Consider the following 26,741-nt stretch of genomic DNA (forward strand, 5'->3'; position numbering starts at 1 on the left):
CCTTTGATCATTCAACCCCCCAGATATGCGTCGCGCACCTTCGGATCGGTCAGCAACGCTTCACCGGTACCCTGCATCACCACCTTGCCGTTCTCCAGCACATATGCCCGGTCGGCGACCTTCAGCGCTTGGTTGGCATTCTGCTCCACCAGGAACACGGTCACGCCATCGCGGCGCAGCTGTTCGATGATGTCGAAGATCTGCTGGATGATGATCGGCGCCAGGCCCAGGGACGGCTCGTCGAGCAGCAGCAGCTTGGGTTTGCTCATCAGCGCCCGGCCGATGGCCAGCATCTGCTGCTCGCCGCCGGACATGGTGCCGCCGCGCTGGATGTAGCGCTCCTTAAGGCGCGGGAACAACTGCAGGACCTTGTCCAGCTGCTCCTGGTAGTCGCCCTTGTTGGTGAAGAAACCGCCCATGGCCAGGTTCTCCTCGACGGTCAGGCGCGAGAACACGCGGCGGCCTTCCGGCACCACCGCGATGCTCTTGCGCATGATGTGCGAGGACGGCTGGCCGACCAGTTCCTCGCCCAGGTACTTGATGCTGCCGCTGCTCGCCTGGGGCGAGCCGCAGAGGGTCATCAGCAGGGTCGACTTGCCGGCGCCGTTGGCACCGATCAGGGTGACAATCTCGCCCTGGTTGATCTCCACGTTGACGCTGTGCAGCGCCTGGATCTTGCCGTAGAAGGTGGAAACGTTCTCGAACTTCAGCATTTACGCCTCCCCCAGGTAGGCCTTGATCACATCAGGGTTGCCGCGGATCTCTTCCGGCGTGCCATCGGCCAGGGGCGTGCCCTGGTTGATCACCACGATGTGGTCGGAAATGCTCATCACCAGCTTCATGTCGTGCTCGATCAGCAGCACGGTCACGTTGTGGGATTCGCGCAGATAGGCGATGAGGGCCTTGAGGTCCTCGGTCTCCTTGGGGTTCAGGCCGGCGGCCGGTTCGTCGAGCATGATGATCCGCGGTTGGGTCATCATGCAGCGGGCGATTTCCAGGCGCCGTTGCTGGCCGTAGGCGAGGGTGCCGGCGGTACGGTTGGCGAACTCGGTCAGGTTGACCTTCTCCAGCCAGTACTGCGCGCGCTCCATGGCCTCCTTCTCGCTGCGGCGGAAGCTCGGGGTCTTGAACAGGCCGGCGAAGAAGTTGGTGTTCAGGTGACGGTGCTGGGCGATCAGCAGGTTTTCCAGCGCGGTCATTTCCTTGAACAGGCGCACGTTCTGGAAGGTCCGCACCACGCCCTTGCGGGCGATCTGATGGCCGGCCAGGCCCTGGATCGGCTGGCCGTCGAGCAGGATGGTGCCGCCGCTGGGCTTGTAGAAGCCGGTGAGGCAGTTGAACACGGTGGTTTTGCCGGCGCCGTTCGGGCCGATCAGTGCCACCACCTGTTTTTCCTTGACGGTCAGGCCCACGCCGTTGACCGCCAACAAGCCGCCGAAGCGCATGCTCAGGCCGCTGACTTGCAGAATTTCGCGGCTCATCGAGGCAGCTCCATGTGCGGACGTTGCATGGGCAGCAGGCCCTGCGGACGCCAGATCATCATCAACACCATCAGCGCACCGAACATCAGCATCCGGTATTCGCTGAACTCACGCATCATCTCCGGCAGCAGGATCATCACGATGGCCGCGAGAATCACGCCCAGCTGCGAACCCATGCCACCCAGCACGACGATGGCGAGGATGATCGCCGACTCGATGAAGGTGAACGACTCCGGTGTCACCAGCCCCTGGCGGGCGGCGAAGAAGCTGCCGGCGAAACCGGCGAAGCAGGCACCCAGGGTGAACGCCGAGAGCTTGATCACGGTGGGGTTCAGGCCCAGCGCACGGCAGGCGATCTCGTCTTCACGCAGCGCTTCCCAGGCGCGCCCGATCGGCATGCGCAGCAGGCGGTTGATGACGAACAGCGCCAGCAGTGCCAGCAGCAGGGCCACCAGGTAGAGGAAGATGACCTTGTTGATCGAGTTGTATTCCAGCCCGAAGAACTCATGGAAGGTCTGCATCCCCTCGGCGGCGCGGCGCTCGAAGGTCAGGCCGAAGAACTCAGGCTTGGGGATGTTGCTGATGCCGTTGGGGCCGCCGGTCCAGTCGGTGAGGTTGCGCAGGAACAGGCGGATGATCTCGCCGAAGCCCAGGGTCACGATCGCCAGGTAGTCACCGCGCAGGCGCAGCACCGGGAAACCGAGCAGGAAGCCGAAGGTGGCGGCCATCAGGCCGGCGATCGGCAGGCATACCCAGAAGCTCCAGCCCAGGTAGTGCGAGAGCATCGCGTAGCTGTAGGCGCCGACGGCGTAGAAACCGACGTAACCCAGATCGAGCAGGCCCGCAAGCCCTACCACGATGTTCAGGCCAAGGCCCAGCAGCACGTAGATCAGGATCAGCGTGGCGATGTCGACCGCGCCGCGCGAGCCGAAGAACGGCCAGATCAGCGCCGCCACGATCAGCCCCATGATGACCCAGCGCTGGGTCTTCGGCAGGGTGAGGAAGTTGGTCACCGAAGGTGGAACCAGCTTGCGCTCCGAGCGGCGGCCCATCACCGCGCTCCACTGCTTGTCGAACAATACGCGCAGGAACATCAGCACCGAGCAAGCGGCGATGATGCTGATGGTGAACGAGCCCTGGCTGTGCACGATCAGGCTGATGCCGTCGATGCTGAGTTTCAGGCCCAGCACCGGGAAGGCCACGGCCCAGACCAGCAAGGCGCTGAAGAACGCCTGTTTGAGATTTCTGTTCATACTTTTTCAACCTCCGGGCGGCCCAGGATGCCGGTCGGCCGGAACAGCAGGACAAGAACCAAAAGACCGAATGCCACCACGTCCTTGTACTGGTCGCCGAAGATGTCGGCGCCGAACGCTTCGGCCACGCCCAGCACCAGCCCGCCGAGCATGGCGCCCGGGATGCTGCCGATGCCGCCCAGTACCGCCGCGGTGAAGGCCTTCAGGCCCACCAGGAAACCGGCGTTGGGGTTGATCACCCCGTACTGCATGCTCAGCAGCACGGCCGCCACCGCCGCCAGCGCGGCACCGATGACGAAGGTCAGGGCGATGATGTTGTTGGTGTTGATGCCCAGCAGGTTGGCCATCTTGATGTCCTCGGCGCAGGCGCGGCAGGCGCGGCCCAGGCGGGAACGGGAGATGAACAGGGTCAGGCAGGTCATGGCGACGAGGGTCACCACGAACACCAGGATCTGCATGTACGAGACCAGTACTTCCTCAGCGCCCCCCGGGCCGAACGAGAAGCTGCCGGGGATCAGGTTGGGGATGGACTTGTCTTTTGAGTCCTGCGACAGCAGGACAGTGTTCTGCAGGAAGATCGACATGCCGATGGCGGAGATCAGCGGGATCAGCCGGTTGCTGTTGCGCAGCGGCCGGTAGGCGACCCGTTCGATGCTGTAGCCGTAGGCGCTGGTGACGAAGATCGTGGCGACGAAAGCCACGGTCATCAGGATCGGCAACGAGTGAATGCCCATCATGGCCAGCCCGGCAAGGGCGATGAAGGCCACGTAGGAACCGATCATGTACACCTCGCCGTGGGCGAAGTTGATCATGCCGATGATGCCGTACACCATCGTGTAACCGATGGCGATCAGCGCGTAGGTACTGCCGATGGTCAATCCGTTAACCAGTTGTTGTAGGAAATGGTAGATCTCAGGCATTACAGCGCTCCTAAAAACCTGATTTGCATTTCTCTGGCGGGGGATGACCCCGGCCCATGTTCTCGTGGTCTACGCCACGTGATCTTGTGCGGGCACAACCAGGAAACCGCGGGTGACGGTTTTAAGATTTTCAGGTGAACCGGCTCCCGGATCACGGGAATCAGGTCCATAGAACCTCGTAAAACAAAGCCCACTGCTCGCACAGTGGGCTTCTCGGTCAGCTATTAGTCACGCAGTTACTGAGGGGAGACTTCGGTCTTCGGCTTGCCGAAGTGCCATTCGTAGACCACGAACTTGAAGTCTTTCAGGTCGCCCTTGGCGTCGTAGGACAGGTCGCCGGTCGGGGTCTTGAAGGTACCGGCGTGGATGGCGGCAGCCACCTTGTCGGTGTCTTCGGACTTGGCGGCCTTGATGCCTTCGGCGATCAGCTGGACAGCCGAATAGGCCGGGAACACGAACGGACCGCTCGGGTCCTTGCCGTCGGCCTTGATGGCGTCGACGATGGCCTTGTTCGCAGGGTCGGCGTCGAACGACTTCGGCAGGGTGACCAGCAGGCCTTCGGAGGCGCCCTGGGCGATCTGCGAGATGGAGTCGTTACCCACGCCTTCCGGACCCATGAACTTGGCCTTCAGGCCCTTCTCTTGCGCCTGGCGCAGGATCAGGCCCAGCTCTGGGTGGTAGCCGCCGTAGTAGACGAAGTCGACGTTGTTCTGCTTGAGCTTCTGGATGATCGAGGAGAAGTCCTTGTCACCGGCGTTCAGGCCTTCGAAGACGGCGACCTTGGTGCCTTTCTTCTCGAGGGTGGTCTTGACCGCGGTGGCGATGCCTTCGCCGTACTGCTGCTTGTCGTGCAGGACCGCGACGACCTTCGGCTTGACGTGGTCGGCGATGTAGTTGCCGGCGGCCGGGCCCTGGGCGCTGTCCAGGCCGATGGTGCGGAAGACCATCTTGTAGCCACGGCTGGTGATGTCCGGGGAGGTGGCGGCGGGGGTGATCATGATCACGCCTTCGTCCTCGTAGATGTCGGACGCAGGCTGGGTGGAGCTGGAGCACAGGTGGCCGATCACGTACTTGACGCCATCGTTGACCACTTTGTTGGCGACGGCCACGGCCTGTTTAGGGTCGCACGCGTCGTCGTATTCCTTGGCTTCGAGCATCTTGCCATCGACGCCGCCCTTGGCGTTGATGTCCTTGATGGCCTGTTTGGCGCCGACGAACTGCATGTCGCCGTACTGGGTCACCGGCCCGGTCTTGGGACCGGCGATGCCGATCTTGATGGTGTCGGCGGCAAACGAATGGCTGGCGACTCCGGCCAGAACCATCGCGGCAAACAGCTTGGAAATCTTGATCATAGTGCTCCACTCATTCTGTTGTAATTCTTATAGTCCTGAGGCCAGGGCTACAGACCGGGCGGGATTTCGGCCTGGCTACGCCATGCCGTAAGCCCACCTTCCCCCGGAACATGTCCCGGAACTGTACCGGTACAGTGTAGAGCGCTGTCCGAGCGCTTGAAAAGCGGGCGAAAAGCGTCTGTTTCGAGGGGTGTCGCCTGGTCGACATAAAGATACAGAAAAGCGCCATCACTTTGCCGGTATCTGCGGCCCGCCCCCACAAGTTCGGGCCTGATCGACCAAATTACGTATTTGAAACCAGGTTTTTCTGCAAAAATGCCGGCCTTTTTGTTGGACGATCTTTGCGCAGGTAAACCCATGACTGATCAAGTAAGCACCCTCTATGCCAAATTGCTCGGCGAGACCGCCGTCATCGAGTGGAAAGCCCTGGAGCGTTTCTGGGCCAAGGGTGACCTGATTTGGGTCGACCCCAGCCTTGACCTGATCACCGTTGCCGAGGCGATGGCCGAGAATCGCAGCGAGATCTTCGCCAAGTGGCGTAATGATGGCACTGTCGGGGCGGTTTCCGCCGAGCAGGCGCTCGACCTGCAAACCCGCGATCCAGAGATCTGGGCGGTGGTGGTTTCGCCGTTCATCGTGATCCAGGCGAAGAAAGCGGAATAAGCACGCGCTTTTTTAGTGCGCAAAAACGCGCAGGCGCCTCACGTTGGTGCGCGTTGACGCTCACGTAAGGTGGAAGTTGGTAACAGTGGCGGGGTGATTTGGCGGGGCGGTAACAGTTTACGGGATGCGTAAATGGGGCTGCTGCGCAGCCCTTTCGCGGCACAAGGCCGCTCCTACAGGAGGGCGCGATTTCCTGTAGGAGCGGCCTTGTGCCGCGAAAGGGCCACTAAGTGGCCCCAGCTCTATCAGTAATCCACGCGCCCGGTATGGCTGTTCAGCGAAATCACCCGGGTCTTGCCGATGCGATGGCGGAAGATCTCGCGCAGGTACTTCACCGCCTTCTTCACGCACTCGCGCGACAGGCGGATATCGTTGATCGAGACGAAGCGGCTCTTGTCGTTGATCAGCTCGCGGTACTTCTTCTCGTACATCGGTTTGATCGCATACCAGTTGGTGTCGAGGATCTTCGCCGGGTTCTCGAACTCGTTGAGCAGGTCGTCGATGCTGTCTTCATCGAAGTGCTCGCTGGTGATGAACTCCAGGATCGCGTTGTCCATGGTGTCGTCGAAGCGGTACGGGTTGCGCGCGAAGCAACGCTTGATGAACGCCACGATCAGGGTCAGGAAGTCATCCGACAGGCACGGGCTCTTGGCGATCAGGGTGGTCAGCGACAGGTTGGCCGAGGCGCCGATCACCAGTGCGTAGCGCTTGAGCGTGGTGTTGGGGAACAGGCTGTTGAGGTGGGTCTTGAGCCGGTTCAGGTCCATGTACGACAGCTTGTAGTCCTTGGGCAGGGATACGATCGACACCACCGACGAGCAGTTCTTGAAGAAGTGCAGGTCGTGCAAGGCTGCGGCGTCGTAGCCCGAGGCCTGGTACTGCTCCAGCGCGGCACGGTAGCGGCGCGACTCGATCGGCAGCAGGCTGATGCCCTCGATGGCCTGGGTCTGCTTGTTGAAGTGCGGCAGGTCGATGGAGCGGAAGAACAGGTCGTCGATGTCCAGGCGCGGCTGCTCGCGCTCGAACACCTTGAACTTGTCCGAGCCCGCCGGCGGCACTTCCGGCACCACCGATTCGGCGTAGGCAATGGCCACGGGGCCTGCCAGGCTCATGAACAGGTCGTTGGCGTCCAGGCGGATGGTCTCGCCGATGTCGATGCCGGCGCGGCGGAAGTAGTTCTGGTCGTAGTCGGTGGTCACCGCCTGGGCGGTGAGGATGTTGAAGATCTGCTGGGAGATGTACTGGTTGGCGTGCTTCTCCATGGCGTTGACGTCGATGTTCTGGATCGTGCCGTCATCGCTCTCCTCGGCGTAGCGCATGATGTCGTTGGAGATCAGCATCATCGCGTTCCACGGGCGGATCCGGCCCATGACGCTGGCTTCGCTGCTGTCTTCGTTGTCGAAGTTGTACGAGAAGTCCCATTCCTCCGACAGGTACTTGCACAGCAGGCGCCCGGCGTTGATGTGCAGCGCCTCGGACATCTCGCTGCGGTGATCGGAGGCGTTGGGCAGCACGCAGATGCCGCTGGTGAAGATCGGCTCGAAGACGAACGAGTGCCCGCTCTTGCCGTCGTTCTCGTCGGCCGGCTTGGTGTCGAAGGTCTTGTTCATGTACGAGTACTGCTGGGCCAGGCCGAACTCCGAGGCCATCCCCGAGCCGGTGCCGCCGCCGGCGCTGAAGATGTAGAAGTACAGGCGCGACTGGTTGGCCTTGATGCCGCAGGAGTCGATCAGGTACGAGTGGATCAGCTTCCAGTCGGCGCTGGAGAAGCGCTGGGTGTCCTTGTTGAGGATGATCTTGGCCAGGTACTGGCCGAGGATCGGCGCGTTGCCGGCGCCCCCGGCATGCACCTCGGACAGGTCCATGATCTTCATCTTGCTGTAGTCGCGCAGGAAGCCGCCACGCTCGCCCTTGCGCGAGAAGCGGATGCGCCCGGCGATGTCCTTGTCCAGGTCGCCCAGCATCACCAGCGGCTCGACCAGGAACACCGGCTTGGCGGCCTTGTTCTGCACCAGGCGCAGGTTCTGGCGGATCCAGCGCGCCGGGCTGTAGCCGGCCTCGCCCTTGAAACGGTCCTCGTTGTTGTACTCGTTGAGGAAGAAGGTACGGGCGTTGTACACCAGCTCTGCGACGTCCAGGGCGATGTTCGAGCCGCAGCGGCCCAGGCCGATCAGGCACACCGACGGGAACTGCTGCTCCAGGCGCAGCTGGTCCTCGTCCTCGACGTGCAGGTTCGGCGGAAACACCAGGTCGCGCAGGCCGTCGAGGTTGTCGAGGATGCGCTGGATGTCCTGCTCGGTGAAGTACAGGTACTGTTGCGCCGGCGTGCTGCGGGCGGCGGGTAGGTCTCGAGCACTGCCGGCGGTCAGCGAGGTGGGGCTGAGGGTCGGCTCGGGAGCCGCATTGGCAGAAGTGTTCGTAGAGGTCATAGTGCGCCATTTGCCTGGAGTGGTTGGCTTCCCGGTGATGAATATCATCTAGCCATCACGGAGAAATTTCGCGACTTTATCAGTGCGTCTTTTTCTTATGCGATAGGGGGTTTCCTTAGTCGGACTAAGGTTTTTCCCTTCGCACCCGCATTGCATCGTCCGTTTGTCACGCTTCTTTAATCTGGAGTCGCTCATGAGTACTGCATTGCCTTCGCTGGGGTTTGCCGGGATCGGCCTGATGGGCCTGCCGATGTGCCGTCGGCTGCTGGCCGCCGGGTATCCGCTGACCGTGTGGAACCGCAGCCCGGACAAGTGCGCCGAGCTGGTCGCCGCCGGTGCGCGACTGGCCGCCAGCCCCGCCGAGCTGTGCCAGGCGACGGATATGGTGCTGTTGTGCCTGGCCGACACGGCGGTGGTGCGCGAGGTGGTGTTCGGCGAGCAGGGCGTCGCCCAGGGCGGGCGCAGCGGTCAGTTGCTGGTGGACTTCTCCAGCCTTGAGCCGACCGCCACCCGGGAGATGGCCGCCGAGCTGGCTGCCCTGTGCGGCATGGCCTGGCTCGATGCGCCGGTGTCCGGCGGCACGCCGGGGGCCGAGGCGGGTACTCTGGCAATCATGGTCGGTGGCGAGGCCGATGATCTTGAGCGGGCGCGGCCGCTGCTGCAGACCCTGGGCCAGCGGGTGACGCACATGGGCGCGGTGGGCGCCGGCCAGGTGACCAAGGCGTGCAACCAGATGATCGTGGCCTGCAATGCGCTGGTGATCGCCGAGGTGGTGGCGCTGGCCGAGCAGTCAGGGGTCGATGCGCGGCTGATCGCCGAGGCGCTGGCGGGCGGGTTTGCCGACTCCAGGCCGCTGCAGATTCTTGCTCCGCAAATGGCCGAGAGCCAGTTCGAGCCGGTCAAGTGGCATGTGCGCACCTTGCTCAAGGACCTCGACACCGCGGTGAAATTCTCCCGCGAGCAGGGCTCGGCGACGCCGCTCAGTGGCCTCGCCGCGCAATTGATGCGCCTGCACGGTAGCCAGGGCTATCTGCAAAAAGATCCGGCGACCCTGGTAACGTTGTATCGCAACAAGGACTGAGCTCGCCCGGCTGGCGGTCGAGCCGTTCGAGGATCGGCCGCAGTTCGGCCAGCGGCACTGGTCGGCTGAGCAGGTAGCCCTGCAGGTAGTCGCAGCCATGACTGGCAAGGAATTCATGCTGTTCGACGGTCTCGACGCCTTCGGTGACCACCTTCAGGTGCAGGGTGTGGGCCATGATGATGATCGCCTGGACGATCTCCCGGTCCTTCTGGCTGCCCGGTACGTCCTGGATGAACGAGCGGTCGATCTTCAGCACGTCCAGCGGCAGGCGCTTGAGGTAGGCCAGCGAGGAATAACCGGTACCGAAGTCGTCGATCGACAGCGCAACGCCCTGGGCGCGGATGCGCTTGAGCAGGCTGATAGTGTGGTGGATGTCACCCATCAGCGCGTTCTCGGTGACCTCCAACTCCAGCTGGCGCGGCGCCAGGCCGGCCTGGAACAGCGCCATTTCCACCTCGGTGGCCAGCTCCTCACGGCCGAGGGTGAGCGCCGAGCAGTTCACCGTGACCTTCAGTTCGCCGTAGCCATGGCGATTGAGCTGGGCCAGATCCTCGCAGGCCCGGCGCAGCACCCACAGGTCCAGCTCGGCGATCAGGCCATTGGCCTCGGCGATGCAGATGAAGCGGTCGGGGCTGAGCAAGCCGTGTTGCGGGTGCTGCCAGCGCACCAGGGCCTCGAGCTTGGCCACCTGGCCGCTGCGCAGGTCGAAGATCGGCTGGTAGTGCACGCACAGGCCGCGCTCCTCGAACAGCGCCACACGCAGTTCCTCTTCCAGTTGCAGCTCCAGGGTGGCGCGGGTCTTCAGGCCGTTGTTGAAGAAGTTCAGGCTGTTGCGCCCGCAGCCCTTGGACTGGTACAGCGCCAGGTCGGCGTTCTTCAGCAGTTCCTCGGTGCTCTGGCCATCGTCGGGGAAGATGCTGATGCCGATGCTGGTGGTCATCACCATGCGCCGGCCCGCCAGGTCGATCGGCTCCTTCATTCGTTGCATGATGCGCTGGGCCAGATGACGGGCCTCGTCGCGGCTGTTGAGACTGGTGACGATGCAGAACTCGTCGCCGCCGAAGCGGGCCACCAGGTCCTGGCCGCGGGTGGCGGCCTTGATATGGTCGGCGATGACCTTGAGCAGCTCGTCGCCGGCGGCATGCCCGAGGCTGTCGTTGATGCGTTTGAAATGGTCGATATCGAGGAACATCACCGCCAGCATGCCCTCATGGGCGGCCTGCTCGGCCAGGCGCTCGGCGAACACCTGGTTGAAACCGCGGCGGTTGACCAGGTTGGTCAGGGCGTCGTAGTGGGCGGCCTGCTGCAGTGAGGCACGGGCCTGGTCGAGCTGGCTGAGCAGCACATTGACCCGGCGCAGGTCGTGCTCCTTGCTCTGCAGCTTCTTGTCGGCCAGCGCCGCGCTGATGCTGCCGCCGCTGATCAGCAGGGTGATGACGGCGATGGTCAGCGCCAGTTGCAGACTGTTGTCGGCCGAGGGCAGGCGCAGGGCGGTTTCGCCAGGAATCACCAGGGTCATGGCAGCCATGCCGGTGAAATGGGTCAGCACGATGCCGCCGGCCATCAACAGGCTGGCGCCGTACTTGAGCAGCAGGTGCAAGGTGCCGCTGCCCTTGTTGAAATAACGGGCCATCAGCAGCGCCAGCAGGCTGACGAGCACGGCGATGCCGATGGAGGCGAGCAGCAGGCCGGTCTGGTAGTACTGCTGGGCGCTGGTCTGCAGGGCGGCCATGCCGGTGTAGTGCATGAGGCTGATGCCCAGGCCGATGAACAGCGCGGTCTGCAGGTAGTGGCGCAGGCGCATTTCGCTGCGGTTGAGGCTGTTCATCGCCAGCCAGGCGGCGAGCAGGGCCACCAGCAGCGACAGGCCGGTCAATGGCGCGTCGAAGTGGATCTCCAGCGGCGCCTGGAACGCCAGCATGCTGATGAAGTGCATGGCCCAGATCCCGCCGGCCAGGCAGCAGGCGCCGAGCACCCGCCATTGCCGGCGGGCGAAACGGTCATCGCAGTGGCTTTGCCTTTCGCTCATGTCCAGCGTGGCGAAACAGGCGGCGCTGGCCACGATAAAGGCGAGCAGCACCAGGAAGGGGTTGTGTCGACAGTCGAGGATGATCTGTCCGGTCGCCGGCAGCTCGGCGAACAATTGCAGTCCCAGCCACTCCATTGCAGGCCTCTTCGTCGAGTCTTCACTCGTCCCCAAAAAAGCACGGATGGAGACTGTTCCTGCAGGAGTATAGAAACGGGTGCTTAAGCCTTCCTGATTAATGGCACTTTGGTTTCTACCATTTGGATATGAAGGCAATAGCTGGATGGTCTAAACGGATACCGCTGCCCCGCACAAACCCTGTAGGAGCGGCCTTGTGCCGCGAAAGGGCCGCGCAGCGGCCCCGGCGATCTTTGCATGAACGCTGAAATCCTGGGGCTGCTTTGCAGCCCTTTCGCGGCACAAGGCCGCTCCTACAGAGGATGCGTGAGTCCTGATCAACCGGCGACAAGCACCCGGATTGCCTCGAGACGCAGCGCCGCTTTTTCCAGCGCCGCCAGCCCTTCTTCGCGCTGCTTGCTCAGCGCATCGATCTCGCTGTCACGCACGCTCGGGTTCACGGCCTTCAGCGCGGTCAGGCGCGCCAACTCCTCGTCGGCCTCGGCGGTAAGCCGCTGCCGGGCCTGGGCCACGCGCTCGTCGTGGATCGGCAGGACCTTGGCTTCGCCGGCGGCGATGCGCTTGGCCAGCACGTCGCGCTGGGCCTGGACGAACTTGTTGGCGCTGGCCTTGGGCACGCTTTCGAGCTGGTCGTTGAGGGTTTCGAACGCCACCCGCGGGCCCAGGTCGTTGCCGTTGGTGTCGAGCAGGCAGCGCAGCGCGGCCGGCGGCAGGTAGCGGCCCAGCTGCAGGCTGCGCGGGGCCACCACTTCGCTGACGTAGAGCAGCTCGAGCAGCACGGTGCCGGGCTTGAGCGCCTTGTTCTTGATCAGCGCCACCGCGGTGTTGCCCATCGAGCCGGACAGCACCAGGTCCATGCCGCCCTGGACCATCGGGTGCTCCCAGGTCAGGAACTGCATGTCCTCGCGCGACAGCGCCTGGCCACGGTCGTAGGTGATGGTCACGCCTTCGTCGTCGCCCAGCGGGAAGCTGGCGTCGAGCATCTTCTCGCTCGGCTTGAGGATCAGGGCGTTTTCCGAGTGGTCCTCGCTGTCGATGCCGAAGGCGTCGAACAGGGTTTCCATGTAGATCGGCAGGGCGAACTGGTCGTCCTGCTCGAGAATGTCCTCGACCAGCGCCTGGCCTTCGCCAGCGCCGCCGGAGTTGAGCTCCAGCAGGCGGTCGCGGCCGCTATGCAGCTCGGCTTCCAGGCGCTCGCGCTCGGCGCGGGCTTCGGCCACCAGCTTGCTCCAGCTCTTCTCGTCACTGTCGGCCAGCAGCGGCAGCAGGCGCGGGCCGAACTGGTGCTGCAGGGCGTTGCCGGTCGGGCAGGTGTTGAGGAAGGCGTTGAGGCCTTCGTGGTACCACTGGAACAGGCGCTCCTGCGGGCTGTCCTGCAGGTACGGGATGTGCAGCTGGATCGTGTGCTTCTGGCCGATCCGGTCGAGTCGGCCGATGCGCTGCTCGAGCAGGTCCGGGTGGGCCGGCAGGTCGAACATCACCAGGTGATGGGCGAACTGGAAGTTGCGGCCCTCACTGCCGATCTCGGAGCAGATCAGCACCTGGGCGCCGAATTCCTCGTCGGCGAAGTAGGCGGCGGCGCGGTCGCGCTCGAGGATGCTCATGCCTTCATGGAACACCGTGGCCGGGATGCCGGAACGCACGCGCAGGGCGTCTTCCAGGTCCATGGCGGTCTCGGCGTGGGCGCAGATCACCAGGACCTTGGTGCGCTTGAGCATCTTCAGGGTGTCGATCAGCCAGTCGACCCGTGGGTCGAAACGCCACCAGCGCTCGTCGTCGCCGCTCTCGCCCTGGGCCTGGAAGGCCACTTCCGGGTACAGCTCGGCGCGCTCGCCCGAGGGCAGCTCGGCGTAGGCGTCGGGGTTGGCCAGCGGGTAGGGGTGCAGCTGGCGCTCGGGGAAGCCCTGGATCGCCGCGCGGGTGTTGCGGAACAGCACGCGGCCGGTGCCGTGGCGATCGAGCAGCTCGCGGATCAGGCGGGCACTGGCCTGGCTGTCGCCATCGCTGACCGCGGCCAGCAGAGCCTCGCCTTCGGCGCCGAGGAAGCCCTGGATGGTGGCGTGGGCCTTCGGCGACAGACGGCCTTCGTCGAGCAGTTCCTGCACGGCTTCGGCCACCGGGCGATAGTGCTCGCTCTCGGCGCGGAAGGCGGCCAGGTCGTGGAAACGGTTGGGGTCGAGCAGGCGCAGGCGAGCGAAGTGGCTGTCCTGGCCGAGCTGTTCCGGGGTGGCGGTGAGCAGCAGCACGCCCGGGATGACCTGGGCCAGTTGCTCGACCAGCGCATATTCGGCGCTGGCCTGCTCCTCGTGCCAGACCAGGTGGTGGGCCTCGTCGACCACCATCAGGTCCCAGCCTGCGGCGAACAGCGCGTCCTGGGCCTTCTCGTCCTCGACCAGCCATTCCAGGGCCACCAGCGCCAGCTGGGCATCCTCGAACGGGTTGCTGGCGTCGCTCTCGATGAAACGCTCGGCGTCGAACAGCGCCACCTGCAGGTTGAAGCGTCGGCGCATTTCCACCAGCCACTGGTGCTGGAGGTTCTCGGGCACCAGGATCAGCACGCGGTTGGCGCGCCCGGACAGCAGCTGGCGGTGGATCACAAGGCCCGCCTCGATGGTCTTGCCCAGGCCCACTTCGTCGGCCAGCAGGACCCGTGGGGCGATGCGGTCGGCCACTTCACGGGCGATGTGCAACTGGTGGGCGATGGGTTGGGCGCGCACGCCGCCCAGGCCCCACAGCGACGAGAGCATCTGCTTGCTGGTGTGCTGCAGGGTGTTGTAGCGCAGCGAGAACCACGACAGCGGGTCGATCTGCCCGGCGAACAGGCGGTCGCTGGCCAGACGGAACTGGATGAAGTTCGACAGCTGCGTCTCGGGCAGGGTGCGCGGCTGGTTCTGGCCGTCGATGCCGTGGTAGACCATCAGGCCGTCGATGTCATCGACCTCCTGCACGGTCAGCTTCCAGCCTTCGAAGTGGGTGATCAGGTCGCCGGGCGAGAAGCGCACGCGGGTCAGCGGCGCATTGCGTAGCGAGTACTGGCGGGTGTCGCCCGTGGCCGGGTAGAGCACGGTCAACAGGCGGCCATCCTGCGCCAGGATGGTCCCAAGACCGAGCTCGGCTTCGCTGTCGCTGATCCAGCGTTGCCCCGGTTGATACTGCTGCGCCATACTGCCAAAACTCCCGCGATGAAAAAGCCGACTATGTTAACGGATCGGCTTCGCCAGACCAATGAATGTGAAGAGTCTAGCGCTTTCATCGACGAACACCGTCCCGTCACGAGGGCCACGCGCCAACATGGTTGCCAAGCACCGCTGGTTGAACGTCACCCTGGGCCTGGGCAGCCTCGCGCTGTTGGCCGCCTGTGAACAGAAGAGCTTCGAGGTCCTGCCGCCTATTCCGGTCGAGCAACTGGAGGTGCTCGGTGTGCAGACGCCGATCAAGAGCGTGCACTTCCACGACCGTGAGGGCGAAGGCCTGCTGGTGCTGAGCCGGGCCGATGGCCAGGCCACCGACCCCGATACCGAGGAGGAAGTCGACAAGGTGGTGCTCAAGGCCACGCTGTATGGCCGCGCTGCCGGTGGTGACGCCTTCAAGGCGCGCTGGCAGATCGAGCAGGAGACCACCTGCGCCGGGCTGGACCTGGACGTCGACTTCTATACCGATGTCAGCGATGTCGGCGACCTGAACAAGGACGGTGTCGCCGAAGTGACGGTGGCCAGCCATGCTTTCTGCGGCGGCGGCATCGACCCCCATGACATCGCCATCGAGATGCGTGAGGGCCAGGCGATCTACACCATCACCGGCCAGTCGCTGATCAGCCCGCCCGGTGAGGATGCGTTCGGCGGCGAGCGCGAGGACAGCGCCTCGCTCAAGAGCGCCCCGCAGGTCGTGCGCGAGCACATGGATGCTGTCTGGCAACAGGTCTACAAGCGGCCCTGGAGCGAGTCGAGCGCCGCGCCCGACGACGACCCGGACGAAGAAGCCGAGTAAGCCCACGCTATACTCCAGCGCAGTGTGGCCTTGTGATACGCCGCACACCTTTGACCGCGGGCATTCAAGGCGGCGCACCACCAGCCGATAACAAGGCTACAGGAGACCCATCATGCTGCCGCCGATCATCCCGCTCAGTGCCGCCCCCGTGACCTCGCAACAGGATCCGGTCAAGCCGCCGCCGACCATCCCGCCGGTGGTACCCGCGCAGCCGACCTCCAGTGACGGCACCATCGACCTCAAGCACCACCGCGACCCCGAGGAGCAGACCTTGCTGCTGCGCGAGGAGCAGCGCCGCCAGCAGCAACGGCGCAAGCAGGCCGAAGGGGACCGCTACGAAGCCGTGCCCGGCGAGGAGCTCAACGCCGACAACACCGTGCCGGTGGCGCCGATGGGCGAGCGCACGCGTCAGGGGCTGTTGGTGGATATCGAAGTCTGACCAGGCTCTGTACCTTAGTCAGCGTTGCCGCTTGCCGTCATCATGAAGGCCTCTGCTGTCCGTCGAGCCCACTATGAGCCAAGACAACCTGATCGATTTCGGCGCCGAACGCGCCAAACGCATCCACGACCTCAATGACAAGCGCCTGAACGACATGCGCCAGGCCTTCGAGCAGGCCATGCCGCTAACCCAGGCCAAGAAGAAAAAGCCCAAGGGCAAACCCAAGAAGCGCTGAAACTTGATGCAGGTCAACCCTGCACCCGCCTCGCGCGCCCGGCCTCGGGCGCCATTGACTCCGGTCAATTTTCCCCCTCCCGGCATTGGTTACCTTGCACCCATCGGATGACGGCACATCAAGGGAGGGGCCGACATGTTCTTCGACAACGTGGTTATCGCCGGTGTGGTAACGGTCGGGTTGATGTTGGCGTTCTTCGCCGGTCTGGGCATTTTCATCTGGAAGGACTCGAAAAAGCGCAATCAGCGCTGATCCTTCCCGATTCACGAGCACGCAAGGCATTTAGGGCGACTTCGGTCGCCCATTTTTTTGCCTGTATTTTTATCGCGGGGTGGGGCTTGCCGACGAACGGGGCGCATCGCGCCCCGGATACATCCATCTCAGGGCTGCTGGGCGGTCGCTGCCAGCACGATCTCGCGAATGCACACCTGCTGCGGCTGCTGGTAGGCCCAGACGATCGCTCCGGCCACATCCTCGGCGCTCAGCACCACGCCACCCATGTCATTGGCCTTCCACGCCTCGTAGTCGCGCTTGATGCCCTCGTCGGTGGTGTGCCCGAGCAACTCGGTCTCCACCGCGCCCGGGGCGATGGTCACCACCCGCACATTGTGCGGCGCCAGCTCCTCGCGCAGGTTCTCCGACAGCCCGTGCACGGCGAACTTGCTGCCCACGTAGGCGACATGGTTGGGGAAGGTCTTGCGCCCGGCCACGGAGCTGACGTTGATCAGCGTGCCGTGGCGCCGCTCGATCATCCCGCTGACCAGCGCATGCACGCCGTTGAGCAGGCCCTTGACGTTGATGTCGAACATGCGCTCCCACTGCTCTGGATCCTGCTCGTGCATCTGCCCCAGCAGCATCACGCCTGCGTTGTTCACCAGGGCATCGGCCGGGCCGTACAGCGCTTCGGCCTCGGCCACGGCGGCGACCAGCGCCGCCCGGTCGCGGATATCCACGGCGCGGCACAGGCAATCGGGGAGCGCCAGCGCCTCGAGGCGTTCCAGGCGTCGGGCGATCAGCAGCAGCGGATGCCCCGCGGCGCTAAAGCGCCGGGCGGTGGCGGCGCCGATACCGGAGCTGGCGCCAGTGACGATGATCAGGGGTTTGTTCATGGTTGCCTCCAAGGCATAATCACTTTCGATGGCCAAGATTCTAGATAGCGCTCGCGGCCATGAAAAACGGCTTATTTCTCTGGCTGGCATCGGTTCTATCTATGGATATCCGTCATCTCAAGGCATTCATCGCGGTCTTCGAAGCGCGCAACATCACTGTAGCCGCCCAGCGTTTGTGCGTGGCCCAGCCGACCTTGTCGGTGACCATTCGCCAGCTGGAAGAGGACCTTGGCGCCGAACTGTTCCTGCGCCAGGCCCGCGGCGTCGAAGTCAGCGAACACGCCCGCGAGCTGTATCCCCAGGCCTGCCGCATGGTGGCCGAGGCCGAGGCCTTGCGCCTGCGGTTTCGCCAGGGGCAGGAGCGGGTGCCATTGGCGCTGGGCATCGAGGCGGACATCGCGCCGGCCCAGGTCGAGGCCTGCGTGCGCCTGGCCAGCCAGGCGGTGGCTGGTTTGCAGTTGACCCTGCTGGAAGGCTGCGACGGCGACGTCCGCCTGGCTGACGAGGCCCAGCGTTGCGAGGATGAACTGTTCCTGGCGCTGTGGGAGGAAGCGTTCGTGCGGGTGATGGCCACCGGCAGCCAGCCGGACGGGCGCTGGGTCACCTGCCCGCAGCACCCGTCGCACCAACGCCTGATGGGCTTGTATGACGGGGGCGAGCAGGTCGGCCAGGCCGGTTCGTTGCAACTGGTCCTGGCCATGGTCGCCGCCGGGCAAGGCGCGGCCTGGTTGCCGCAGTCGCTGGTCGAGCGTTGCCCGGGTGTCTACTGGCAGCCGGGCAGTGGCCTGGCGCTGCGGCGTCGGGTCGGGCTGTGCATGTCCCACGAGGCCTTGGCACTGCCCGCCGTGGCGGCGCTGCATCAGGCCCTGAGCCGCGTTTGAAGGGTGGTAGGCGTTTCTACGTGTAGGAGCGGCCTTGTGCCGCGAAAGGGCTGCGCAGCAGCCCCGGCAATCGTTGCATCAACGCTGAAATCCCGGGGCTGCTGCGCAGCCCTTTCGCGGCACAAGGCCGCTCCTACACAGGAACTGCGCATCGACTGAACAACGCGCGCCTAGAGAAACATCCCCCCAGACACCTCCAGCCGCTGCCCGGTGATCCAGCCATTGCCGTCCTCCAGCAACAGGGCGATGGCCGCTCCGATATCGTCGGGCAGGCCGACGCGTCCCAACGCCGTGTTGCCGGCGATGTAGTCATTGACCTGCGGGTTGTCGCGCACCACGCCACCGCCGAAGTCGGTCTCGATGGCGCCCGGCGCAAGAATGTTCACGCGGATGCCGCGCGCGCCCAGCTCCTTGGCCTGGTAGCGGGTCAGCACCTCCATGGCGCCTTTCATGGCCGCATAGGCGGCGTAGCCGGGCAGGGCAAAGCGGGTCAGGCCGGTGGAGATGTTGACGATGCGCCCGCCGTCGGCCAACAGCGGCAGCAGGCGCTGGGTGAGGAAGAACGGCCCCTTGAGCTGGATGTTCAGCAACTGGTCGAACTGCGCCTCGCTGGTCTCGCTGAACGGCGCGTTCAGGCCGATGCCGGCGTTGTTCACCAGGAAGTCCAGCTGGCGGCGGCCGAACTGCTGTTCGAGGGTGTCGCCCAGGCGCTCGGCGAAGGCGGCGAAACTGGCACTGTCGCTGACATCCAGTTGCAGCATGGCGGCGCGCACGCCGGCCTGCTCCAGCGAGGCGGCCACGGCGCGGGCCTCGTCGGCCTTGCTGTGGTAGGTGCCGATGATGTCGATACCGCGAGCGGCCAGGTGTTCGGCGGTGTTCTTGCCCAGGCCGCGGCTGGCGCCGGTGATCAGTGCGATCTTGCGAGTCATGTCGATTACCTCGGTGGGGTGGCTGTTGAATGACAGGTTATTGATCGGTTGATGGCTGTTAAATCCACGGATTCCGGAAATACTGTTCGCATAGAATGGACAATCGGAGCCCGTGATGAACAAGCTGGAGCTGTTGCGCACCTTTGTCAGGGTCAGCGAACTGAGCAGTTTCACCCTCGCCGGCGAGAGCCTGGGCCTGCCGCGCTCGACCGTCTCCGAGCAGGTGCGGGCGCTGGAGCGGTTGCTCGGCACGCGCCTGTTCAACCGCACCACGCGACGGGTGCAGACCACCCAGGACGGCGCCTTGCTCTACGAGCGCAGCAAGGACCTGCTGTCGGGCATGGACGAGATCGAAAGCCTGTTCAGCGCCGACGATGCCGAGTTGGCCGGGCGTTTGCGCATCGACCTGCCGACCATGATGGCGCGGCGGCTGATCGTGCCGGCGCTGCCAGGGTTCCTTGAGCGTTTTCCGCGTCTGGAGGTGGAGCTCAGTTGCACCGACCGCCAGGTCGACCTGCTGCGCGAAGGCTTCGACTGCGTGATGCGCATCGGCGCGCTCAGCGACCTGGATGTGGTGGCCCGTCCGGTGGGGCGCCTGAGCATGCGCAACTGCGCCAGCCCCGCCTACCTCGAGCGGTACGGCGTGCCGCAGAACCTGCAGGACCTGGCTGGCCATCGGTTGGTCCACTACGTGCGCAACCTCGGTGCCCGCAGCGCCGGGTTCGAATACGAGCAGGAGGGCGAGCTGCGCTTCCAGGCCATGGCCGGCGTGGTCACGGTGAACAATGCCGAAGCCTACTCCGCCGCCTGCCTGGCCGGGCTCGGGCTGATCCAGGTGCCGGCGGTGGGTGTCGATGAACACCTGCGCAATGGTGAACTGGTATCGCTGCTCGAGCCCTGGCAGGCGCGGGCCATGCCGGTGTCGCTGCTGTATGCGCGGCAGCGCCATGTGCCGCGCCGGGTCCAGGCGTTCATGAACTGGCTGGCGGCGCTGCTGGCGTCGCAGGTCGACCCGGTGGCGGCGCCAACCGGCTGAAACGGGAAGGGGCGAGAAAGCGTGGCGAAGATTCCGGCAGTTGCGTTAGGCTGGCACCTGCGCGTCGCCCGCCAGAGGTGACCGTTCCCTGCGTGCGTCACTTCCGAATTTTGCGAGGTTACGCCATGGCCATCACTTCCCAGGACATCTGCAACGCCGCCGACCAGCTCAAGGGCTTTGTCGGCTTCCACGGCAAGCGCGGCATTCATATCGTGCGGTTTTCCGAAGATTCGTTCGGCATGGATGTCGCCGACGACAGCATTACCCCCTGCAACGAGTTCGTCTGGCGGCCCGAGGCCGACACGCGCATGGCCTTGTGCCGGGAGCGCCTGGCCTTGCTGCTCGAGCAGCACGTGGACGACCGGCTGAACATCGGCGAGCCGCTGCGCATCTACCTCAAGCGCACCGACCTGCCGGAGATCGTGGCCGAACGCAGCCTGCGCTGAAGGCGTCTCCCAAGGGCAAACGCAATCCCTGTAGACCCCCCCCCAGTCCTTCGGGCTGCGCTGTCGCGCAGGAAACAGAGTTTTAAGCATCACCTGCGTGGGAGCGGGCTTGCCCCGCGATGCGATGTTTGGCACCGGCTTTGCCGGTGATCCGGGCGGTGCGGCGTTCCGACAAGCCCGCTCCCACAGAGATACAGCTCCCTCTCCCGAGGGACTCAGGACACATCCTGCTGGCGCACCTCCCGGCCCGCCAGCAGCGCCTCGAACCCCGCCCGGTCCACCGGCTTGCTCAGGTAGTAGCCCTGGACCTCATGGCACTGCTCCTTGTCCAGCGCCTGCAGCTGCTGCTCGGTCTCCACCCCCTCGGCGGTGACCGTCAGCCCCATGGCCTTGCCCAGGTTGATGATGGCCTGGACCACCGCACGGTCGTTGCCGCTCTGGCTGCTGAGCCCGGCGATGAAGCGCTTGTCGATCTTGATGCTGTCAAACGGGTAGGTGCGCAGGTAACCCAGCGACGAGTACCCGGTGCCGAAATCGTCCATGTTCAGGCGCACGCCCAGCTCTTTGAGCGCGAGCATGGTGCCCAACGCGCCTTCGATGTCGTTGAGCATCACGTTCTCGGTGATCTCCAGTTCCAGGCGCTGGGCCGGGAAGCCGGTGTCCAGCAGCACCTGGCGCACATCAGCGACCACATCGCTGCGGGAGAACTGCGCCGGCGACAGGTTGACCGAGACCAGCAGTTCGTCGGGCCAGTCGCGGGCATTGCGGCAAGCCTCGGCCAGCACCCAGCGACCAAGAGGCACGATCAGGTCACTCTGCTCGGCCAGGGGAATGAAGGTGTCCGGCCCGAGCAGGCCTTCCTCGGGATGCTGCCAGCGCAACAAGGCCTCCACCGAGACGATGCTCAGGTCGTCCAGGCGGTAGCGCGGCTGGTAGTGCAGGACGAACTCGTGCTGTTTGATCGCCCGACGCAGGTCGTTTTCCAGTTGCCGGCGGTACTGGATCTGCTGGTTCATCTCCGGCGAGAAGTAACGCCAGGTGTTCTTGCCGTCGGCCTTGGCCTGGTACAAGGCGATGTCGGCGCAGCGGATCAGCTCGCCGGCATCGTAGCCCTGCACCCGGGTCTGGGCGATGCCGATGCTGGCGCCGATGTGCAACTGGTGCTCCTCGTAGGCGATGGGTTGCTGCAGCAGGTCGAGCAGGCGGGCGCAGAAGCGGTCGATCTCGCTGCGGTTGTCCAGGCCATGCAGCACCAGGACGAACTCGTCGCCGCCCAGGCGGGCCACCAGGTCATTGTCGCGAGTGGTGTCGCGCAGGCGGCCGGCCACCTCCTGCAGTACCGCGTCGCCGGCCGGGTGGCCGAGGGAATCGTTGATCGGCTTGAAGCTGTCCAGGTCGAGCAGCAGCAAGGTCAGCGGCGGTGAATCGCTGCCGCGCAACAGTGCCTGCTCAAGGTGGCGTGACAACTTGTTGCGGTTGGCCAGGCCAGTCAGGGCATCGTGCATCGACAGGTGCTGGATGCGGGCATGGGCGGCGACCTCGTCGGTGATGTCGCTGGCGGTACCGCGAAAGCCGACAAGCTTGCCCTCGTAGATGATCGAGCGCGCCGATACGCGGCAGTAGCGGTTCTGCCCGCTGGCGTCATCGTAGTTGCAGCGCAGGTTGGCCAGTTGCTGCGGGTTTTCGTCGGCCTGGCTGTCGAGCCAAGGCAAAAGCGGTGTAGTGTCGCAGGCCAGCAATTGGTTGAGCGGCTGGCCTATCCAGTCCTCTAGCCGGTAACCGGTGACGCTGACGAAGCGCTGCGACAGGTAGGTCAGGCGGTGCTGGCGGTCGGTTTCCCAGATCCAGTCGGACGCGGCCTCGGCTACCGCGCGAAAGCGCTGTTCGCTCGCCTCCAGGGCACGGTTGCTCTGCTGCAGGCGCAGCAGGCTGTCGTCGATGGCGCGGGAGCTGCGCAGGGCATGGCGAAACAGGTAGAGCAGCACCAGGCCGAGCACCAGCAGCACCGCCAGCAGCGGTGGCAGGAAGGCGTGGAGCAGTTGGCGGCCCGGCAGCGGCGTGTTCCAGGCCAGGTGATAGCCGGTTTCGCCCAGGGCTATATACGGTTGTCCGGCCTGGGCAGAGCCGTTCTTCTCCAGGCGCATGCCGGTCAGGCCAGCGCCCTTGCCCAGCACGGCGAGCTTGGCCTCGGTCAGCTGGTCGACGAACACCATCACCGGCGCCTGGCGCACATCCGCCTCGCTCACCTCTTTATCCGGGCGCACCGCCGCCGCGCTGAGCACTGCGGGCCAGCCGTTGAAACGCACGAAGTGGGTCACCTGCTCGCGGGCGGGGGCCGCCTTGCGCGCCGCGTCGATGAGCGCCGCCAGGGGGCTGTCGATATGGGCGCTGGCCGGCGAGTCGGTGGGCTTGCCCTTGAACAGGGCGTAGGTGGTGCGGCCATCCTCGACCACGAACACGCCTTCGTAGCCGCTGGCGCTGTACAGCGACTCGCCGACGTTCTTCTCGTCATAGGCCCACTGCCAGTCGACCTTGCCGACCAGATGTTCATAGGCGACGTCCCAGACGGCGTAGCTGGAGAGGAACTGGCGCGAGGCCACCAGCCGCTGCTCCAGCGCCTGGGTGGCCTGGAAGGTGCTTTGCTGCTGCGCTTGGTGGTCCAGCGTGGCGGCGATGTTGAACAGCGCCACCAGGGTGAACACGCAGGCAAGCCCGAACAGCGCGCAGAAGCCGCCGACCAGGCGGCGCACCTGCAGGCGCGAGGTGGGGCTGGAGGATGAAAGGTCGACGTTCCTGTCCATGTACGGGCGACTCCTTCAACTGCTGTCTGCGCCCAGGCCTGGGCGAAGGTTCAGTCAGGATAGGCCAGCTTGAGCATGGCGGCCTCGCCGCGGGCGAAATTGACCTGGTCGCGACCCTGGTGCTTGGCGGCGTACAGGGCCTTGTCGGCCTGTTCCAGCCAATGCTCGGGCGAGGCGAGGGTGGCGCGGAAGTCCGCCAGGCCGATGCTCAGGCTGATGCGCAGGTCCGGCAGTTGCGGGTTGCGGTAGGCGCCGACGCGCTCGCGCAGGCGTTCCATGGCCTGGCAGGCCTGGGCCTCCTGGGCGCCGGGGAGGATCACACAGAACTCGTCGCCGCCGTAGCGCCCGGCCAGGTCGTCCTCGCGCAGGCTGCGCCGCAGTTCCTGGCTGAGCTGGCGCAGCACGCAGTCGCCGACCACATGGCCGTAGGTGTCGTTGATGGTCTTGAAGTGGTCGATGTCGATCAGGGCGATGACCGCCGGCAGCTGTTGTTGCTGGCAGATCTGGAACTTGAGCAGCAGCAGGTCTTTCCATGAGCCATGGTTGAGCAGGCCGGTGAGGCTGTCGGTGCGGCTCAGGGCGCTGAGGCGGCGCTTGTGCTCGGCCAGCTTGATCGCCAGCTGGTAGCACACCCAGCCCAGGGCCAGGGGGTAGAAGGTGAGCATCGGCAGGCAGGCGAGCACCTGCAACTGCGTGGCCTGGAGCTGCAGGCCGGTGCCGAGCAGGGCGCTGGCCAGCAGCATGCCGCACAGCTGGGCCAGCAGGCCGCGCAGCAGCACCCGTTTGCCACCGGCGGCGACGTTGTTCATGGTCATCATCGACAGGATGGTCACGGTGGGCAGCGGGTTGAAATGCATCGCCGCGGTCCAGAATCCGCCCATCAAGGAGTCCAGCAGGATGTTGCGCTGTTCGGCCTGGTAGGGCGTAGCCGAGCGCCGAGCCCACTGATAGGCCACATGAGGCCAGAGCAAGCCGTTGAACAGCAGCAGGGCCCAGGCCCACTGCGGCGGGTTCAGCGGGCCGATGGCGGCCATCACGCTGAACAGGCCGATCCCCAGGCCGATGATGCGCGGCAGGTAGATGCGCCTGACGAAAGAGAGCCCCTTGCCGCTGCGGTTGTCGATCATGGTTGTCGTTCTTCTGTGGGGCGCCGTTTATCGCATAAGTCGTGTGAATATTGTTGAACAATCGTTCATCGGCGAAAAATGACCTTACAAGCCATTTCACGGTTGATCCGACCCTGTGGAGTAATATGAAGGCTTTCCTCTTATGCGGAGTGCTGCTGCTCATGGTCCCCATGGCTACCCCCGCCGGCGAGCCGGCACCGCACCGGGACGGACGCTTTCACAACCAGGTCGAGCTGCCCCGGGATGGCGTGCTCAAGAAGCTACGCATCGGCGTCAAGTACCTGCTGTTGCGCAAGCCGCCGCAAACCCGGCCAGACGCGGCGCTGAGCCTGCAGCCGATGACCCGCCAGCAGGTGGCCGAAGCACCGGATCACAGCCTGTGGCGCCTCGGCCACTCCACGGTACTGCTCAAGCTGCGCGGGCGCTTCTTCATTACCGACCCGGTGTTCGCCGAACGCGCCTCACCGGTGCAGTGGGCCGGGCCGCTGCGCTTCCATGCGCCACCGTTGGCGCTCGACGACCTGCCGCCGCTGACCGCGGTGATCCTGTCCCATGACCATTACGACCACCTCGACGAGCAGGCCATCCGCCGGTTGGCGCCGCGCACCGAGCACTTTCTCGCGCCGCTGGGGGTGGGCGACCTGCTCATCGAGTGGGGCGTGCCGCCGGCCAAGGTGCGGCAGCTGGACTGGTGGCAGGAAACCGAGGTCGAAGGCGTGCGCTTCGCCGCCACGCCGGCGCAGCACTTCTCCGGGCGCGGGTTGTTCGACAGCAACCGCAGGCTGTGGGCGTCCTGGGTGATGATCGACGAAGGGCTGCGGCTGTTCTTCAGCGGCGACACCGGTTACTTCGCCGGTTTGCGCGAGATCGGCGAGCGCTACGGGCCGTTCGACCTGACCTTGATGGAGACCGGCGCCTACAACGTTGCCTGGCCCAATGTGCACATGCAGCCGGAGCAGACCCTGCAGGCGCACCGGGATCTGAAAGGCCGTTGGCTGCTGCCGATTCACAACGGTACCTTCGACCTGTCGATCCACAGCTGGCAGGAACCCTTCGAGCGCATCCTGGCGCTGGCCAATGCCGCCCAGGTGCAACTGAGCACGCCACAGATGGGCGAGCGGCTCAGCCTCGACTCGCCGCATCCGGGGCAGAACTGGTGGCGGCCGCGGCCATTGCCGCAGCGGGGCAGGTCATCCGAGCGGGCGGTTGTCGCGCGCTAATCCTTGACCTGCTTGTCGTCCTTCAACAGTTTCGAGGGCGGCTTGCCGCTGTCGCTGCGCACCTGGGCATGGCTGATCAAGGCGAAAATGAAGCTGCCGCCAATGATGTTGCCGGCCAGGGTGGGCAGGGCGAAGTCGAGCCAGAAGGCGCTCCAGCTCTGCTCGCCGGCCCAGACCAGATAAGACACCTCGACCGAGCCCACTACTATATGAGTGAAGTCGCCCAGGGCCATCAGGTAGGTGATCATCAGGATGATCCAGATCTTGGCGTGCTCCATGGACGGGATCATCCAGACCATGGTGGCGATCATCCAGCCCGAAACGATGCCCTTGGCGAACATCTGGCCGATGTCGTTCTCCATCACCTTGCGGCCCACATCCAGGAAGGCGATGTCGGTCTTGCTATCGAAGATCGGCAGTTCGAGCATTACCCAGGCCACCAGCAGGGTGCCGGCCAGGTTGCCGAGCAGGACGATGGTCCACAGGCGTAGAAGACGGCCCAGGTTGATGAGGGTGGGGGTGGTCATCAACGGCAGCACGGCGGTCAGGGTGTTCTCGGTGAACAGTTGCTGGCGGGCGAGGATCACTGCCAGAAAGCCTGCGCTGTAGCCCAGGCTGGCGACTACCTGGGCGCTGTCGCCCTCGGGCAGGCGAGCATAGAACAGCCCCATGGCCATCAATGACAGGCCCATGGTCAGGCCGGCCGCCAGCGCCGACCACCACAGGGCGGCGAGGGTGCGCTCCAACTCCTGGTCGCCCTGGGCGCGGATGATCTCGTGCAGCACCGCCGCCCGGGGCGGCTGGTTATGGCTGACTTCCTGCTCTTCGTCCGGCGACAGCCCCGGGGTCTTCTCGCTCTGTGCATCGCTCATGGCAGCCGCTCCGCTTGCGTGTTTCTCTACAGAGCGGCAACCGCGCCGAATAGTTGCCGAGCGGCCGCCGGATGGCGATCGAAAGTTTTTTCAGATCAAGGTGTTGACTCTGAAATCAAACCGCGTATTATTCGCCTCCTCGCAGCGTTGAACGCCACGAGGCAAGCGGTAAGTTGTTGAGGTTGAAGGTGTTTGCAGAAAACGACTTCGAAATAAACTTCAAAATAACGCTTGACAGCAAATGAGGAAAGCGTAGAATGCGCGCCTCGGTTGAGACGAAAAGCTCTTAACCAAACGCTCTTTAACAAATTGAATC

General features: G+C 64.7%; 23 protein-coding genes. 10 read left to right on the forward strand and 13 right to left on the reverse strand.

Annotated features, from left to right (window positions below):
* Positions 1-11 precede the first annotated feature (11 nt).
* From LU671_RS12655 to LU671_RS12675, 5 genes are all read right to left on the reverse strand, one after another.
* Positions 12-713: an ABC transporter ATP-binding protein gene (locus tag LU671_RS12655; RefSeq protein WP_203647733.1), complete on the reverse strand. Its 702-nt coding sequence runs from the start codon at positions 711-713 to the stop codon at positions 12-14.
* A complete protein-coding gene (gene livG / locus LU671_RS12660) occupies positions 714-1,481 on the reverse strand; it encodes a high-affinity branched-chain amino acid ABC transporter ATP-binding protein LivG (protein ID WP_084856089.1) in 768 nt (255 codons plus the stop codon). It abuts the gene before it with no gap.
* The gene (locus LU671_RS12665) at positions 1,478-2,734 is read right to left on the reverse strand and encodes a high-affinity branched-chain amino acid ABC transporter permease LivM (RefSeq protein ID WP_028692120.1); all 1,257 of its coding nucleotides are present in this window, start codon (positions 2,732-2,734) and stop codon (positions 1,478-1,480) included. The genes livG and LU671_RS12665 overlap by 4 nt, the downstream gene beginning before the upstream one ends.
* Positions 2,731-3,654: a high-affinity branched-chain amino acid ABC transporter permease LivH gene (livH, locus tag LU671_RS12670; protein ID WP_028692119.1), complete on the reverse strand. Its 924-nt coding sequence runs from the start codon at positions 3,652-3,654 to the stop codon at positions 2,731-2,733. Before livH ends, LU671_RS12665 begins: the two co-directional genes overlap by 4 nt.
* A gap of 236 nt (positions 3,655-3,890) precedes the next feature.
* The gene (locus tag LU671_RS12675; protein ID WP_186735311.1) at positions 3,891-5,006 is read right to left on the reverse strand and encodes a branched-chain amino acid ABC transporter substrate-binding protein; all 1,116 of its coding nucleotides are present in this window, start codon (positions 5,004-5,006) and stop codon (positions 3,891-3,893) included.
* 357 nt (positions 5,007-5,363) lie between these two features.
* Between LU671_RS12675 and LU671_RS12680 the strand changes: the two genes are divergently transcribed.
* Positions 5,364-5,669, forward strand: coding sequence for a DUF2288 domain-containing protein (locus LU671_RS12680; RefSeq protein ID WP_062363838.1), 306 nt, complete (start codon positions 5,364-5,366; stop codon positions 5,667-5,669).
* Positions 5,670-5,914: 245 nt separating this feature from the next.
* Here LU671_RS12680 and LU671_RS12685 read toward each other — a convergent pair whose 3' ends face one another.
* Complete coding sequence (locus LU671_RS12685) at positions 5,915-8,098, reverse strand: hypothetical protein (protein WP_186735307.1); 2,184 nt, start codon at positions 8,096-8,098, stop codon at positions 5,915-5,917.
* Positions 8,099-8,291: 193 nt separating this feature from the next.
* On the opposite strand from LU671_RS12685, the gene LU671_RS12690 reads away from it, so the two are divergent.
* The gene (locus LU671_RS12690; RefSeq protein WP_232855819.1) at positions 8,292-9,179 is read left to right on the forward strand and encodes an NAD(P)-dependent oxidoreductase; all 888 of its coding nucleotides are present in this window, start codon (positions 8,292-8,294) and stop codon (positions 9,177-9,179) included.
* Here the strand turns inward: LU671_RS12690 and LU671_RS12695 are convergent.
* Positions 9,079-11,343, reverse strand: coding sequence for a putative bifunctional diguanylate cyclase/phosphodiesterase (locus LU671_RS12695; protein ID WP_232855820.1), 2,265 nt, complete (start codon positions 11,341-11,343; stop codon positions 9,079-9,081). The genes LU671_RS12690 and LU671_RS12695 overlap by 101 nt on opposite strands.
* Before the next feature lie 317 nt (positions 11,344-11,660).
* Positions 11,661-14,507: an RNA polymerase-associated protein RapA gene (rapA, locus tag LU671_RS12700; protein ID WP_232855821.1), complete on the reverse strand. Its 2,847-nt coding sequence runs from the start codon at positions 14,505-14,507 to the stop codon at positions 11,661-11,663.
* A 127-nt stretch (positions 14,508-14,634) separates the two neighbouring features.
* Here rapA and LU671_RS12705 point away from each other — a divergent pair, with 127 nt between their 5' ends.
* The 4 genes from LU671_RS12705 to ccoM all read left to right on the forward strand — a co-directional run bounded on the left by LU671_RS12705 (position 14,635) and on the right by ccoM (position 16,256).
* On the forward strand, positions 14,635-15,330 hold the full coding sequence (locus LU671_RS12705) for a M949_RS01915 family surface polysaccharide biosynthesis protein (RefSeq protein ID WP_203647730.1): 696 nt from the start codon (positions 14,635-14,637) through the stop codon (positions 15,328-15,330).
* A gap of 112 nt (positions 15,331-15,442) precedes the next feature.
* Entirely contained in the window at positions 15,443-15,769 is a 327-nt protein-coding gene (locus LU671_RS12710) for an aspartate-semialdehyde dehydrogenase (protein ID WP_110739592.1), read from the forward strand.
* 73 nt (positions 15,770-15,842) lie between these two features.
* Positions 15,843-16,004: a hypothetical protein gene (locus LU671_RS12715; protein WP_177330824.1), complete on the forward strand. Its 162-nt coding sequence runs from the start codon at positions 15,843-15,845 to the stop codon at positions 16,002-16,004.
* A 135-nt stretch (positions 16,005-16,139) separates the two neighbouring features.
* Positions 16,140-16,256, forward strand: coding sequence for a cytochrome c oxidase subunit CcoM (ccoM, locus tag LU671_RS29525; protein ID WP_023629476.1), 117 nt, complete (start codon positions 16,140-16,142; stop codon positions 16,254-16,256).
* A gap of 128 nt (positions 16,257-16,384) precedes the next feature.
* Here the strand turns inward: ccoM and LU671_RS12720 are convergent, their stop codons facing one another.
* Positions 16,385-17,113, reverse strand: coding sequence for an SDR family oxidoreductase (locus LU671_RS12720; RefSeq protein WP_203647728.1), 729 nt, complete (start codon positions 17,111-17,113; stop codon positions 16,385-16,387).
* 101 nt (positions 17,114-17,214) lie between these two features.
* Here LU671_RS12720 and LU671_RS12725 point away from each other — a divergent pair, with 101 nt between their 5' ends.
* Positions 17,215-17,994 (forward strand): LysR family transcriptional regulator, encoded by a 780-nt coding sequence (locus LU671_RS12725; RefSeq protein WP_232855822.1) that lies wholly within the window; start codon positions 17,215-17,217, stop codon positions 17,992-17,994.
* 170 nt (positions 17,995-18,164) lie between these two features.
* Here the strand turns inward: LU671_RS12725 and LU671_RS12730 are convergent, their stop codons facing one another.
* Positions 18,165-18,923: an SDR family NAD(P)-dependent oxidoreductase gene (locus LU671_RS12730; RefSeq protein WP_232855823.1), complete on the reverse strand. Its 759-nt coding sequence runs from the start codon at positions 18,921-18,923 to the stop codon at positions 18,165-18,167.
* 115 nt (positions 18,924-19,038) lie between these two features.
* Between LU671_RS12730 and LU671_RS12735 the strand changes: the two genes are divergently transcribed.
* Both LU671_RS12735 and LU671_RS12740 read left to right on the forward strand, forming a co-directional pair.
* Positions 19,039-19,959: a LysR family transcriptional regulator gene (locus LU671_RS12735; protein ID WP_232855824.1), complete on the forward strand. Its 921-nt coding sequence runs from the start codon at positions 19,039-19,041 to the stop codon at positions 19,957-19,959.
* Positions 19,960-20,084: 125 nt separating this feature from the next.
* Complete coding sequence (locus tag LU671_RS12740) at positions 20,085-20,405, forward strand: DUF2025 family protein (protein ID WP_232855825.1); 321 nt, start codon at positions 20,085-20,087, stop codon at positions 20,403-20,405.
* Between the two features lie 215 nt (positions 20,406-20,620).
* Here the strand turns inward: LU671_RS12740 and LU671_RS12745 are convergent, their stop codons facing one another.
* Positions 20,621-23,206: a bifunctional diguanylate cyclase/phosphodiesterase gene (locus tag LU671_RS12745; protein WP_232855826.1), complete on the reverse strand. Its 2,586-nt coding sequence runs from the start codon at positions 23,204-23,206 to the stop codon at positions 20,621-20,623.
* A gap of 50 nt (positions 23,207-23,256) precedes the next feature.
* A complete protein-coding gene (locus LU671_RS12750) occupies positions 23,257-24,333 on the reverse strand; it encodes a diguanylate cyclase (protein ID WP_232855827.1) in 1,077 nt (358 codons plus the stop codon).
* Between the two features lie 125 nt (positions 24,334-24,458).
* On the opposite strand from LU671_RS12750, the gene LU671_RS12755 reads away from it, so the two are divergent.
* Complete coding sequence (locus LU671_RS12755; protein ID WP_203647721.1) at positions 24,459-25,553, forward strand: MBL fold metallo-hydrolase; 1,095 nt, start codon at positions 24,459-24,461, stop codon at positions 25,551-25,553.
* Here LU671_RS12755 and LU671_RS12760 read toward each other — a convergent pair.
* Entirely contained in the window at positions 25,550-26,425 is an 876-nt protein-coding gene (locus tag LU671_RS12760; protein ID WP_232855828.1) for a formate/nitrite transporter family protein, read from the reverse strand. The genes LU671_RS12755 and LU671_RS12760 overlap by 4 nt on opposite strands.
* Positions 26,426-26,741: the final 316 nt, after the last annotated feature.

The organism is Pseudomonas sp. NMI760_13 (genome assembly GCF_021283245.1).
GTDB lineage: Bacteria > Pseudomonadota > Gammaproteobacteria > Pseudomonadales > Pseudomonadaceae > Aquipseudomonas > Aquipseudomonas peradeniyensis.